General features: G+C 60.5%; 10 protein-coding genes, 1 other RNA gene and 4 pseudogenes. 6 read left to right on the top strand and 9 right to left on the bottom strand.

The features are described from left to right. Positions 1–228 precede the first annotated feature (228 nt). Positions 229–587: RNase P RNA component class A (gene rnpB, locus PspTeo4_RS26305), an RNA gene on the bottom strand. Between the two features lie 67 nt (positions 588–654). Continuing rightward, positions 655–1,530, bottom strand: a complete 876-nt coding sequence (rsmI, locus tag PspTeo4_RS26300; RefSeq protein ID WP_322366646.1) for a 16S rRNA (cytidine(1402)-2'-O)-methyltransferase — start codon at positions 1,528–1,530, stop codon at positions 655–657. A gap of 187 nt (positions 1,531–1,717) precedes the next feature. Between rsmI and PspTeo4_RS26295 the strand changes: the two genes are divergently transcribed. From PspTeo4_RS26295 to PspTeo4_RS26275, 5 genes and pseudogenes are all read left to right on the top strand, one after another. Next, a complete protein-coding gene (locus PspTeo4_RS26295; RefSeq protein WP_322366645.1) occupies positions 1,718–3,535 on the top strand; it encodes a penicillin-binding protein activator in 1,818 nt (605 codons plus the stop codon). Then, positions 3,535–3,906, top strand: a complete 372-nt coding sequence (locus PspTeo4_RS26290) for a YraN family protein (RefSeq protein ID WP_322366644.1) — start codon at positions 3,535–3,537, stop codon at positions 3,904–3,906. The genes PspTeo4_RS26295 and PspTeo4_RS26290 overlap by 1 nt, the downstream gene beginning before the upstream one ends. An 86-nt stretch (positions 3,907–3,992) precedes the next feature. Further along, positions 3,993–4,586: a phosphoheptose isomerase gene (locus PspTeo4_RS26285; RefSeq protein WP_012274070.1), complete on the top strand. Its 594-nt coding sequence runs from the start codon at positions 3,993–3,995 to the stop codon at positions 4,584–4,586. After that, a pseudogene (locus tag PspTeo4_RS26280) lies at positions 4,583–5,160 on the top strand (BON domain-containing protein). The gene PspTeo4_RS26285 and the pseudogene PspTeo4_RS26280 overlap by 4 nt, the downstream one beginning before the upstream one ends. A gap of 146 nt (positions 5,161–5,306) precedes the next feature. Then, positions 5,307–5,525 carry a YgdI/YgdR family lipoprotein gene (locus PspTeo4_RS26275; protein ID WP_322366643.1) on the top strand — a complete coding sequence of 73 codons (219 nt, stop codon included), beginning with the start codon at positions 5,307–5,309 and terminating at the stop codon, positions 5,523–5,525. Positions 5,526–5,576: 51 nt separating this feature from the next. Here the strand turns inward: PspTeo4_RS26275 and PspTeo4_RS26270 are convergent, their stop codons facing one another. From PspTeo4_RS26270 to rplM, 7 genes and pseudogenes are all read right to left on the bottom strand, one after another. Next, on the bottom strand, positions 5,577–6,008 hold the full coding sequence (locus PspTeo4_RS26270) for a ClpXP protease specificity-enhancing factor (protein WP_322366642.1): 432 nt from the start codon (positions 6,006–6,008) through the stop codon (positions 5,577–5,579). Between the two features lie 10 nt (positions 6,009–6,018). Further along, on the bottom strand, positions 6,019–6,642 hold the full coding sequence (locus PspTeo4_RS26265; RefSeq protein WP_322366641.1) for a glutathione S-transferase N-terminal domain-containing protein: 624 nt from the start codon (positions 6,640–6,642) through the stop codon (positions 6,019–6,021). A 119-nt stretch (positions 6,643–6,761) separates the two neighbouring features. After that, positions 6,762–7,540: pseudogene (locus PspTeo4_RS26260) on the bottom strand (cytochrome c1). Beyond that, positions 7,540–8,751 (bottom strand): cytochrome bc complex cytochrome b subunit, encoded by a 1,212-nt coding sequence (locus tag PspTeo4_RS26255; RefSeq protein ID WP_322366640.1) that lies wholly within the window; start codon positions 8,749–8,751, stop codon positions 7,540–7,542. The pseudogene PspTeo4_RS26260 and the gene PspTeo4_RS26255 overlap by 1 nt, the downstream one beginning before the upstream one ends. After that, complete coding sequence (petA, locus tag PspTeo4_RS26250) at positions 8,751–9,344, bottom strand: ubiquinol-cytochrome c reductase iron-sulfur subunit (RefSeq protein ID WP_322366639.1); 594 nt, start codon at positions 9,342–9,344, stop codon at positions 8,751–8,753. The genes PspTeo4_RS26255 and petA overlap by 1 nt, the downstream gene beginning before the upstream one ends. Before the next feature lie 270 nt (positions 9,345–9,614). Further along, positions 9,615–9,998 (bottom strand): annotated as a pseudogene (gene rpsI / locus PspTeo4_RS26245) (30S ribosomal protein S9); the annotation flags it as partial. 15 nt (positions 9,999–10,013) lie between these two features. Continuing rightward, positions 10,014–10,442: a 50S ribosomal protein L13 gene (gene rplM / locus PspTeo4_RS26240; protein ID WP_023378810.1), complete on the bottom strand. Its 429-nt coding sequence runs from the start codon at positions 10,440–10,442 to the stop codon at positions 10,014–10,016. A gap of 257 nt (positions 10,443–10,699) precedes the next feature. Here rplM and PspTeo4_RS26235 point away from each other — a divergent pair. Next, positions 10,700–11,745 (top strand): annotated as a pseudogene (locus PspTeo4_RS26235) (NADP(H)-dependent aldo-keto reductase). Positions 11,746–11,869: the final 124 nt, after the last annotated feature.

Genomic DNA, 11,869 nt, shown 5'->3' with positions numbered 1-11,869 from the left:
TAGGAATCCGCCCGCCGCACCGTCAAGGCACGTTCATAAGGAAAACCCTTACAGGACCGAGATTTAGCGTTACAAGGGAAGAAGGAAGCATTGCTGGGAGGGGAAAAACGCGGGAAAAATCAAACGCTCTCAGGCGGATAGAGTTTGAAGTTAAAGTGATTTATTAAGATTAAGAATTTTTCGGTCTTACCAGGAGGGATCTGCTATCGATTCAAGCAGGAAAGGAAGGTGGAGAGTCGATCTGTAAGCCGGGTTTTGTCGAGGACAGTCATTCCTCTACGACGGCCATCACTGGACGCCTCTAGCAACCTACCCGGTTCCGACGCGGGCCACGCCTAATGGAACCCTATTTGGTCTTGCTCCGAGTGGGGTTTACCTAGCCACGGACTGTTGCCAGCCGTGCGGTGCGCTCTTACCGCACCTTTTCACCCTTACCGGCACCGAAGTGCTTAGGCGGTTGTTTTCTGTGGCACTTTCCGTAGGCTCGCGCCTCCCAGGCGTTACCTGGCACTCTGCCCTATGGAGCCCGGACTTTCCTCCCCCTCTTTTGCGGAACAAAAGAAGGCAGCGACTGTCCGATCGACTCTCCGCCGCCAAGGTTAACGGCAGGCGCGCCCAAGAACAAGCAATACCGCAAAGAATAGCAGAAAGCCACTACTGTGCTTTCTGCTTTTCCAGTGCAGCCTGATACAGCAGGTTCTTGCGCACACCGGTAATTTCCGCCGCCAAAGCCGCCGCACGCTTGAGCGGCAATTCCGCCAGCAACAAGTCCAGCACGCGCTGCGCCTCGGCACTAATGGCCTGCTCGCCCTCAGGTGCACTCCAGCCCCCCACCAGTACCACGCACTCGCCGCGCTGCTGGTTGGCATCACCTGCGACAAAAGCCCTGAGCTCACCCAATGGCAGGCCCTTGAGCGTTTCGAAAGTCTTGGTCAACTCGCGCGCGAGCAGTGCCGGACGCTCAGGGCCGAACACCGCCTCCATATCCTCGAGGCACTCGAGAATACGATGAGGTGCTTCATAGAAGATCAGCGTGCGGGGCTCTTCCTTCACCTGCTCAAGACGCGCGCGACGACCGGCGGTTTTGGCCGGCAGGAAACCCTCGAAAATGAAACGGTCCGACGGCAGACCCGCCGCCGACAGCGCAGCAATCAACGCACAAGCCCCCGGCACCGGGACCACATTGACACCCGCCGCCCGTGCCTGACGCACCAGGTGGTAACCTGGATCAGAGATCAGCGGAGTTCCTGCATCGGAAACCAGCGCCACGTCGTCACCGGCCAACAATTTGCCGAGGAAACGCCCACCTTCATCACGCTCGTTGTGCTCATGGCACGCAGCCAGCGGCGTGTCGATGCCGAAGTGCTGCAGCAAACGGATCGAATGCCGGGTGTCCTCGGCCGCGATCAGGGCGACATCGGCCAACACCTTCAGTGCCCGGGCGCTCATGTCGTCAAGGTTGCCTATGGGCGTTGCCACGACGTACAGCGTACCCACGGTGGATTTGGAAGCCCCTGCCACATCAGTCACTGCGCACACCTGTCTTTCGGATCAAAGGCACCATTGTAGCCCGAGCGCCTGTTACAGGGCGCAAAGAACTTCGCTTACGACCAATGATGAGCCACCTATAGTGAAGGTTCCGCATCGGCAACATCGCGCCCCGGCCAGCGCTTGGGTACAATTGCCGGCCAACTTGATCGAGTAACAGGACCTTTACATGATCGCTTGCCTGCGGCTGCTCACAGCCCTCTGCCTCGCTACCTTGCTGGCAGCTTGCGCCAGCTCGCCCTCATCCAGCCTGGGCGAACTGCCACGCACCCCGGACGCCAGCATCGAGCAACTGCTTGAAAAAGCGGCTACCAGCAAATCCGCGGAAGATGCCGCACTGCTGCGCCTGAGCGCCGCCGACCTGGCTTACAAGCAGAAGGACTACCCACGCGCCGCGCGCATTCTCGAACAAGTCCCGATGGACACGCTCAAGCCTGCCCAGCAAGTGTTCGCCAGCACCCTCGCTGCAGAGCTGGCGATGAGCCGTAACCAGCCCAAGGCGGCACTGACCGCCTTGTCGCACCCTAGCCTGCAACGCGTCGCGGAACTGCCGGATGAGCAACAGGCCCGCACTTACAGCGTCCACGCCGCCGCCCTGGAGGCTGACGGTCAGGCCCTGGCTGCCGCCCAACAACGCGTACTTCTCGCGCCACTGCTCAGTGGCCAGGCCGCCAGCAGCAACAACGATTCCATCTGGGCGCTGGTCGCATCGCTGCCGGCAGAACAGTTGCAGCAGCCTGCCGCCAATGAAACCCTGGCCGGCTGGACCAGCCTGGCCCTGGCGGTGAAAAGCGCCGGTACCCTGGAGCAGCAGCAAGCCGCCATCGAAAGCTGGCGCAAGCAGCATCCTGACCACCCAGCCGCCAAGCAACTGCCGCTGGCCCTGACCAAACTCAAGGAGCTGGCCAGCCAGCCACTGACCAAGATCGCCCTGCTGCTGCCTCAGGAAGGCCCACTGGCTGGTGTTGCCCGCGCCCTGCGCGACGGCTTCATGGCTGCTCACTTCCAGGCCCAGCAAGCCGGCCAGCAAGCCCCGGCCGTGCAGGTTTTCGACAGCTCGCGCATCACCTCGCTCGACGACTTCTACCGCCAGGCCCAGGCCGCAGGCGTACAACTGGTGGTCGGCCCACTGGAAAAACCGCTGGTGAAGAAGCTTGCGGCATACCCGCAATTGCCTATCACGACACTGGCACTGAACTACGCGGACGCCGGGCAATCCACCCCACCACAGCTGTTCCAGTTCGGCCTGGCCGCCGAGGATGAAGCCCGCGAAGTCTCTCGCCGGGCCCGTGCCGACGGCATGGTCCGCGCTGTAGCCCTGGTACCGAGTGGCGAGTGGGGTGACCGCGTGCTTGCCGCCTTCCGCAAAGACTGGGAGAGCAACGGCGGCACCCTGCTGGCCGCCGAGCGCATCGCACAGCCAGTGGCCCTGGCCCAGCAAATTGCCGACTTGTTCCAGCTGCGTCAGAGCGAAGGTCGCGCCCAGAGCCTGCAGAGCACCGTGGGCGGCAATATCGCCGCGCAACCGTCGCGTCGCCAGGACATCGACTTCATCTTCCTCGCCTCGACCCCGCAACAGGCCCAGCAGATCAAGCCGACGCTGAACTTCCAGTACGCGGGTGACGTACCGGTGTACGCCACCTCGAACCTGTACAGCGCCAGCGGTGACGTCAACCAGTACAACGACATGAACGGCATTCGCTTCTGCGAAACCCCATGGCTGCTCGACACCACCAACAACCTGCGTCAACAAGTGGTCCAGCAGTGGCCGCAAGCCGCCGGTAGCCTTGGCCGCCTGTACGCCATGGGTGTCGATGCCTACAGCCTGGCGCCACGCCTGGGCCAGCTGAAAGCCCTGCCGGATAACCGTGTTCAAGGCCTCTCCGGCAGCCTGAGCATGAACGCCAACCAGCGCGTAGAACGCCAACTGCCCTGGGCCGAGTTCTCGGGCGGCCAGGTCAAGCGCCTGCCGGACACCCCGCGCTGATGCCTGACGCATCGCCCACCCGTGCCGGCCACACCGCAGAAACCCAAGCCCTTGAATACCTTCAGGGGCAGGGACTGCAACTGCTGGCACGCAACTGGCGATGCAAAGGCGGCGAGCTTGATCTGGTCATGCTCGACGCCGATACAGTAGTATTCGTCGAAGTCCGTTACCGTTTGCATGCGGGCTTCGGTGGCGCCCTCGGCAGTATCGACGGGCGCAAGCAGAAACGACTGGTGCTTGCCGCCAGCCTGTTCCTGCAGAAGGAGTCCCGTTGGGCCAACCAACCCTGCCGCTTCGACGTTGTCGCCCTGCAGGGCAGCCAGCATGCAGGCCGACCGCTTCAATGGCTGAAAAACGCCTTCGAATGCTGAACCCACTCCACTTTTTTTGCTCTATGTATCGCGGGCTGGTTTTTGTTGCGCGTAGCGCCGGCCACCGCCCCACTTAAGGTCACCAGATGGACATGCAATCCCGAATTCGCCGGCTGTTCCAGGCCAGCATCGACACCAAGCAACAGGCAATGGACATCCTGGCACCGCACATCGAGCAGGCCAGCCTGGTCATGGTCAACGCACTGCTCAACGAGGGCAAGATGCTCGCCTGTGGCAACGGCGGCTCAGCCGGCGATGCCCAGCATTTCTCATCAGAGCTGCTCAACCGCTTCGAGCGCGAGCGCCCGAGCCTGCCGGCCATTGCCCTGACCACCGACAGCTCGACCCTGACCTCGATCGCCAACGACTACAGCTACAACGAGGTCTTCTCCAAGCAGATTCGCGCCCTGGGCCAACCAGGCGACGTTCTGCTGGCCATTTCCACCAGCGGCAACTCGGCCAACGTCATTCAAGCCATCCAGGCCGCACATGATCGTGAAATGATTGTCGTAGCATTGACGGGCCGTGACGGCGGCGGCATGGCTTCGCTGCTGCTGCCCGAAGACGTCGAGATCCGCGTACCCTCGACGGTCACTGCACGTATCCAGGAAGTCCACCTGCTGGCGATCCACTGCCTGTGCGATCTGATCGACAGCCAACTGTTCGGGAGTGAAGAATGATCCCCAAGCGCCTCGGCCTGATGGCCCTGACCCTGTGCCTGAGTGTTACCGGCTGCAGCTCGGTACTGACCTCGACCCGCAACTCGCCCATCGAGGATGATCGCGGTACACGTACCATCGGCAGCAAGATCGACGACTCGCTGATCGAGACCAAGGCTGCGGTAAACATCGCCAAGGCCAGCCCGGACCTGGACAAGGGTTCGCACATTGTCGTCAGCAGCTACAACGGTATCGTCCTGCTGGCCGGCCAGACCCCACGCGCCGACCTCAAGAGCCTGGCCGAGCAGACCGCCAGCCAGGTGCAGCGGGTCAAGAAGGTGCACAATGAGCTGCAGGTGATGCAGCCCTCTTCCATTCTCGCGCGCAACAACGACGCCTGGCTGACCACCAAGATCAAGACCCAGATGCTGGGTGACGCCAACGTGCCCAGCTCGCGCATCAAGGTGATCACCGAAAACGGTATCGTCTACCTGCTCGGCCTGGTCACCAACGGGAGGCCAACGCGGCCACCGCCGTGGTGCAAGGCGTGTCGGGCGTGCAGAAGATCGTCAAGCTGTACGAATACATCGACTGATTCCATTGAAGCCTTCACCGGCCTCTTCGCGGGCAAACCCGCTCCCACAGGGCCTGAGCTTCACCTGTGGGAGCGGGTTTACCCGCGAAGAGCCCGGCACAGGCAAGAACAACGCTCCACCATTTCAGATACCCAGGAACCACCCCATGAAAAAGCTCCTGCTGCCCGCCCTGCTGTTCGGTGCCTTCGCCACCCTGGCCGGTTGCTCCACGCCAAGCCTGATCACCCTCAACGACGGTCGCGAGTTCCAGACTGTCGACGAGCCGCAGTTCGACCAGGACTCCGGCTTCTACGAGTTCCAGCAGCTGGACGGCAAACGCACTCGCGTCAACAAGGACCAGGTGCGCAGCATCAGCGACCTGTAACCACAGGCCCGCACCCACAAAAAGGCGATCCACATGGATCGCCTTTTTTGTTTACTTGACCACCTTCAGGCTCGGCCGCCCAGTTGGACGTGGCGGCTGGCCACCACCCTCAGGCGGGCCATCGTCATCCGGCTCGACACCTTCATCTTCAAGGTCGTCGCCATCCATCAACGGCGGCTCCAGCTCGAAGACCATGCCTTGGCCGTTTTCGCGAGCATAAATACCCAGGATCGCACCAACCGGCACGAACAGCGAATGCGCCACACCACCGAATCGGCCTTCGAAGCTCACCGCATCGTTGTCCATGTGCAGGCTACGCACCGCACTGGGGGAAATATTCAGGACGATCTGGCCGTCACTGGCAAAGCCTTGCGGCACCTGGACAGCCGGATACTCGGCATTGACCAGCATATGGGGGGTGCAATCGTTGTCGACGATCCACTCGTACAGCGCTCGAACCAGATAGGGGCGACTGGAGTTCATCAACGGCTCCTTAAAGCTTGCGCATTTCACGTTCAACGGAGGACAAGCTTGCCAGAAAAGGCTCGCGGGCGAACTGTCGCTCCATGTAATCCAGCAGCGGCTTGGCCGGCCGCGGCAATTCGATACCCAGTACTGGCAAGCGCCAGAGTATGGGCAGTAGACAACAATCGACCAGGCTTTGCTCCTCGCTCATGAAACAAGCGAACTCGCCGAACAACGGCGAAACGCCGGTCAGGCTCTCACGCAGCGCCTTTCGCGCTTCTACGCGCGCAGCGTCGGCGCTACGCGGGTCGAGAATGGTATCAGCCAGCGCGCACCAGTCACGCTGAATGCGATGCATCAGCAGACGGCTGTTGCCACGCGCCACCGGATACACTGGCATTAGCGGCGGGTGCGGGTACCGCTCTTCGAGGTATTCCATCACCACGGTCGATTCATACAACGCCAGGTCGCGGTCGACCAGGGTCGGCACGCTCCCATAGGGGTTCACTTCAACCAGCTTGGGTGGCAGACGACCGCGATCCACATCGATGATCTGCACGCTGACCCCCTTCTCGGCGAGCACCAGGCGCACGCGATGGGAATAGTGATCAGCGGGGTCGGAATAGCAGGCTAACCTGTTGGTTGCGCCCATGTAGCGCCTCCTCGCATGGGGATGCTTGTGAAACTGCAAATGCAAACGCGCCCTGGAGCCCCTCCGCTTCAGCGGTGGAGCGCCCAGGGCGCGTTCAACTACCAGAAACTACTGCGTGATCAGTGCACGTCCTTCCAGTATTCGCGCTTGAGCAAATAGGCGAATACGAAGAAGAAAGCCAGGTACAGCAACACATAGGTACCGATGCGCTGGCTTTCCAGTTTGACCGGGTTGGCCGAATAGGCCAGGAAGGTCACCAGGTTCTTGACCTTCTCGTCGAACTGCTCGGTCGTCAGGTACCGGAATTCGGCGTAATGGTCAGCTGGTCACAGGCCTCATGGGTCAGCGGACTACCCGTCAATGGGTCGAATTGCTTCTTGCCGTCGACCACGGTCTGCACCTGTTTGCAGCCAACCACCTGATTACCCTGCAGGCCAACCAGCACGTTCGGCATGCCGACGTTCGGGAACACCTTGTTGTTGACCCCATAAGGACGCGACTTGTCCTCATAGAAACTGCGCAGGTAGGTGTACAGCCAGTCGGTGCCGCGCACCCGGGCGACCAGCGTCAGATCAGGCGGCGCCGCACCAAACCAGGTCTTGGCATCGTTGGGCTGCATGCCGATCTTCATGTGGTCGCCGATCTTCGCACCAGTGAACACCAGCTTCTCGAGCATCAGCTCGTGAGGAATGCCAAGGTCATCGGCCACACGCTCGTAACGCTGGAACTTGGCACTGTGACAACCCATGCAATAGTTGGCGAAGGTACGGGCGCCGTCCTGCATCGCCGCTTTGTCGGTCAAGTCGATGTCGACCTTGTCCAGCTCCAGGCTATGTTCGGCAGCGAAGGAAAAGGCAGGCATCACTGCCAGCAAAAATACTGCAATCAACTTTTTCATCAGCCAGTCACCCTTTCCGGAACCGGTTTGGTCTTCTCGAGCCTTGTGTAGAACGGCATCAGCAGGAAGTAGGCGAAGTACAACACCGTGCACACCTGCGACAGCAAGGTACGCCCAGGTGTCGGCGCCAGTACGCCCAGCACACCGAGAATCACGAAGGCGACGCAGAACACCAACAGGAAGACCTTGCTGATCCAGCCTTTGTAGCGCATCGAGCGCACCGGGCTGCGGTCAAGCCAGGGCAACACGAACAGCACGGCAATGGCCGCACCCATGGCGATCACGCCAAACAGCTTGTCGGGGACCGCGCGAAGGATTGCGTAGAACGGCGTGAAGTACCACACCGGGGCAATGTGCTCAGGCGTCTTGAAGGCGTTAGCCTGCTCGAAGTTCGGTTTTTCCAGGAAGTAACCGCCCATTTCCGGGAAGAAGAACACCACAGCACAGAACACGAAGAGGAACACCACAACGCCGACGATATCCTTGACGGTGTAGTACGGATGGAACGGAATACCGTCGAGCGGAATGCCGTTTTCATCTTTTTTCTTCTTGATGTCGACGCCATCGGGATTGTTCGAACCCACTTCATGTAGCGCCAGGATATGCAGCACCACCAGGCCGAGAATCACGATCGGCAAGGCCACCACATGCAGGGCAAAGAAGCGGTTCAAAGTGATACCCGAGATCAGGTAGTCACCACGAATCCACTGGGTCAGGTCGCCGCCGATCACCGGAATCGCACCGAACAGCGAGATGATCACCTGGGCCCCCCAGTACGACATCTGCCCCCAGGGCAGCAGATAGCCCATGAAGGCCTCAGCCATCAGCGCCAGGTAGATCAGCATGCCGAACAGCCACACCAGCTCCCGGGGCTTCTGGTAGGAGCCATAGAGCAGACCGCGGAACATGTGCAGGTAGACCACGATGAAGAACGCCGACGCCCCCGTGGAATGCAGGTAGCGCAAGATCCAACCGTACTCCACGTCACGCATGATGTACTCGACCGAGGCGAACGCCTCTTCCGCCGAGGGCGTGAAGCTCATGGTCAACCACACACCGGTGACGATCTGGTTGACCAGCACCAGCAATGCCAACGAGCCGAAGAAGTACAGGAAGTTGAAGTTCTTGGGCGCGTAATACTTGCTCAGGTGGTCTTCCCACATCTTGGTAGCGGGGAAGCGAGCATCAACCCAGTCCATGAACTTGCTCATCATGCTTTCTCCTGATCGATGCCGATGACGATGATGTCGTCAGACTCGTAAGAGTGCGGTGGCACTGGCAGGTTGAGAGGCGCCGGCTGCGACTTGTAGACACGGCCAGCCAGGTCGTAGTGCGAGCCGTGGCAGGGGCAGAAGTAGCCACCTACCCACTTGGGGCCAAGGTCGGCAGGAGCGACTTCAGGCCGGAAAGTTGGCGAACAACCCAGGTGGGTGCACAGCCCGACAAGAATGAGAATTTCCGGCTTGATCGAGCGCACCTGCGGGTCGACGTAGGCCGGCTGCACGGACGCCTTGGACTCGGGGTCGGAGAGCTCCGCGGTGATTTTCTTGAGATTGCCGAGGATCTCGTCCGTTCGCCGCACGATAAATACAGGCTGGCCGCGCCACTCGGCCACCATCTGCTGCCCAGGTTCGACCTTGGCGATGTTGACCTTCACCGGTGCACCCGCGGCTTTCGCCTTGGCACTGGGAAACCATGACCCCACGAACGGTACCGCAGCCCCCACTGCCCCCGCCGCCCCGACCACGGATGTCGCGGCTACGAGGAAGCGGCGCCGGCCTGCGTTGACGCCGTCATTGCTCATTCAGTCCTCTCCCATCAGCTTGCTTGGCCTGTTGGATCAGGCCTGTACTTAGGTAATGTCTGTGGCACTAAAAATTGGCCGCCATGGTAAGAAACAAAACCACACACTGACAAGGTGATTACCCCTGCAACGGGCTACAACCCTCGCTTTGCTTGATCTGCGTCTATGCGGCTAGTTGTCACTGACATGCTGACAGGTTAGTTCAAGACATAAAAAAGCCCGGTTCCAAAGGAACCGGGCTTTTTTGACTGCCGAAGCGGTATTAACGCTTGAGTACTGAGGACGCTTACGCGCTTTACGCAGACCCACTTTCTTACGCTCAACTTCACGAGCGTCGCGGGTGACGTAGCCAGCACGACGCAGAGCGCCACGCAGGGTTTCGTCGTATTCCATCAGAGCGCGGGTGATACCGTGACGGATCGCACCGGCTTGACCGCTGACACCACCACCGGAAACGGTGACGTAGATGTCGAACTTCTCAACGGTCTCGGTCAGCTCCAGCGGCTGGCGAACAACCATGCGAGCGGTTTCGCGACCGAAGAACACGTCCAGAGAACGGTTGTTGATGGAGATGTTGCCAGTGCCCGGACGCAGGAAAACGCGAGCGGTTGCGGTCTTGCGACGGCCAGTGCCGTAATTTTGAGTCGCCGACATAATGAACTTTTCCCGTTAGATCTTCAGTTCTTGAGGCTGCTGAGCAGTGTGAGGGTGGGTAGCACCCGCGTACACTTTCAGCTTGCGGTACATGTCGCGACCCAGCGGGTTCTTAGGCAGCATGCCTTTGACCGCGGTTTCGATAACACGCTCAGGGGCTTTGTCGATCAGCTTCTCGAAGCTGATTTCCTTGATGCCACCTGGGAAACCGGAGTGGGAGTAGTACATTTTGTCGGAAGACTTGGCACCAGTCACACGAACCTGCTCGGCGTTGATAACGACGATGTAGTCGCCGGTGTCAACGTGAGGAGTGTATTCTGGCTTGTGTTTGCCACGCAGACGGCTAGCGATTTCGGTAGCCAGACGACCCAGGGTCTGGCCAGCGGCGTCGACTACGAACCACTCGCGCTTTACTGTTTCCGGTTTAGCAGTAAAAGTTTTCATTCTCTAAAGCCTCAGAGGCCGCCCAGCGAAAAATAGACGGCGAATCTTACTGGATAGTGCACGGCTTGCCAAGGGCAAACGCGCAGCCGAACGCTGACGCTTTTGGGGGCTCGGGTCGGGCACGCCAATGTTCGACGGGGTTCTTCCTGCGTGGTGGTGCATCACTTCCGCCACACGGAGAGGGGCCGAATTATCCAGATTGCGCCAGAAAATTCAACCTGCTTTTATGGGCATCTTTGCCAAGGAGTGTTTTCCCGATGGAATACCGCAAGCTCGGCCGTACCAACCTCGACGTCAGTGCCCTGTGCCTGGGCACCATGACCTGGGGCGAGCAGAACGTTCAGGACGAGGCCTTCGAACAGATCGCCATGCCATGGCCAAGGACGCCGGGGTCAACTTCATCGACACCGCCGAAATGTACCCGGTACCACCCCGCCCCGAGACCTATGCTGCCACCGAGCGCATCATCGGCAACTGGTTCCGCCAGCAGGGTGACCGTGACGACTGGATCCTGGCCAGCAAGGTCGCGGGCCCCGGCAACGGCATCAGTCACATTCGCGACGGCCAGCTCAAGCACAACCGCCAGCACATCGTCGCGGCACTGGACGAGAGCCTCAAGCGCCTGCAGACCGACCGTATCGACCTCTACCAGCTGCACTGGCCCGAGCGCAGCACCAACTTCTTCGGCAAGCTGGGTTACCAGCACCTGCCACAGGACCACTTCACTCCGCTGGAAGAAACCCTCGAAGTGCTGGATGAGCAGGTACGTGCCGGCAAGATCCGCCATGTGGGCCTGTCCAACGAAACGCCTTGGGGCACCATGAAGTTCCTGCAACTGGCTGAAGCCCGCGGCTGGCCGCGCGCGGTATCGATCCAGAACCCCTACAACCTGCTCAACCGCAGTTTCGAAGTGGGCCTGGCGGAAGTGGCGATTCGCGAGCAATGCGGCTTGCTGGCCTACTCACCACTGGCGTTCGGCATGCTGTCGGGCAAGTACGAGAACGGCGCCCGCCCTGAAAAGGGCCGCCTGACCCTGTTCAGCCGCTTCGCCCGTTACTCCAACCCGCAGACGGTGGCGGCGTGCAGCCGCTATGTGCAACTGGCTCGTGAGCATGGGCTGGACCCGGCACAAATGGCCCTGGCGTTCGTCACTCGGCAACCATTCGTGACCAGCAACATCATCGGGGCAACAGACCTGGTGCAACTGAAGAGCAACCTCGAGAGCCTGGCGCTGAACCTCAGCGATGAGCTGCTGGCGGCGATCGAGGCGATTCATCAGGAGCAGCCGAACCCGGCACCTTGACTGCAAAAGAACCGCGCTGCGGCCCAATCGCCGGCAAGCCGGCTCCCACAGGTACAGCGCAAGCCTTGAGGGTAGTGGCATGCTGCGGGAGCCGGCTTGCCGGCGATTGGGCTGCAACGCAGCC

Source organism: Pseudomonas sp. Teo4, assembly GCF_034387475.1.
GTDB lineage: Bacteria > Pseudomonadota > Gammaproteobacteria > Pseudomonadales > Pseudomonadaceae > Aquipseudomonas.
The sequence above is the reverse complement of the archived record's forward strand: the minus strand, read 5'-3'. Positions and strand labels throughout refer to the sequence as shown.

Bases quoted from the DNA above. Each gene is read 5' to 3' on its own strand.
- PspTeo4_RS26295 (WP_322366645.1), top strand. From the start codon at position 1,718: ATGATCGCTTGCCTGCGGCTGCTCACAGCCCTCTGCCTCGCTACCTTG.
- PspTeo4_RS26290 (WP_322366644.1), top strand. From the start codon at position 3,535: ATGCCTGACGCATCGCCCACCCGTGCCGGCCACACCGCAGAAACCCAA.
- PspTeo4_RS26255 (WP_322366640.1), bottom strand. From the start codon at position 8,751: ATGAGCAAGTTCATGGACTGGGTTGATGCTCGCTTCCCCGCTACCAAG.
- PspTeo4_RS26265 (WP_322366641.1), bottom strand. From the start codon at position 6,642: ATGGGCGCAACCAACAGGTTAGCCTGCTATTCCGACCCCGCTGATCAC.
- PspTeo4_RS26285 (WP_012274070.1), top strand. From the start codon at position 3,993: ATGGACATGCAATCCCGAATTCGCCGGCTGTTCCAGGCCAGCATCGAC.
- PspTeo4_RS26275 (WP_322366643.1), top strand. From the start codon at position 5,307: ATGAAAAAGCTCCTGCTGCCCGCCCTGCTGTTCGGTGCCTTCGCCACC.
- petA (WP_322366639.1), bottom strand. From the start codon at position 9,344: ATGAGCAATGACGGCGTCAACGCAGGCCGGCGCCGCTTCCTCGTAGCC.
- rplM (WP_023378810.1), bottom strand. From the start codon at position 10,442: ATGAAAACTTTTACTGCTAAACCGGAAACAGTAAAGCGCGAGTGGTTC.
- PspTeo4_RS26270 (WP_322366642.1), bottom strand. From the start codon at position 6,008: ATGAACTCCAGTCGCCCCTATCTGGTTCGAGCGCTGTACGAGTGGATC.